At 33.0% G+C, this 442-nt stretch carries 1 pseudogene; it reads left to right on the top strand.

Annotated elements, in window-relative coordinates:
- Positions 1 to 137: 137 nt before the first annotated feature.
- Positions 138 to 442, top strand: a pseudogene (locus J671_RS25760) (transposase); the annotation flags it as partial.

The following is a 442-nucleotide window of genomic DNA, read 5'->3' as shown; positions in this document are numbered from 1 at the left end:
AAGCCTTCTTTTCTTGACTCAAGCATTAATGCAGTACGATCTTCAAAGTTAAGATGATGGTATGACAATTTTATATACTCCATAAACCCTTTAAATTAATTAGGTGGTTTATGTCGCACTTCAAGTTTTACTCTGCCCAGAGTAAGTTCTACAGTGGTAAAAAGAAGAAACATACGCTAAAAGCACAAGTGATCTATCATCCGAACAGCAAACAAATCATAGGGCTAGATATATCGAATGGCAGTCAGCATGACATTAAATTGGCAAGAAGAACGGTTAAAAAATTCAAACATTGTAAATATGTTATGACCGATTTAGGGTACTACGGATTAGAGCAAGATGGCTTTAAATTATTGATGCCAATAAAGAAAAAGAAGAATTTACCCTTATTTGATGTTGAGAAAAAGTACAATAAAATGATTGGAAAAATACGAGTTGTGAT

This window comes from Acinetobacter sp. 1130196 (genome assembly GCF_000588095.1).
In the GTDB taxonomy this organism is placed as follows: domain Bacteria; phylum Pseudomonadota; class Gammaproteobacteria; order Pseudomonadales; family Moraxellaceae; genus Acinetobacter; species Acinetobacter nosocomialis.
Note: the sequence above shows the minus strand (reverse complement) of the source record. Positions and strands in the feature narration are given on the sequence as shown.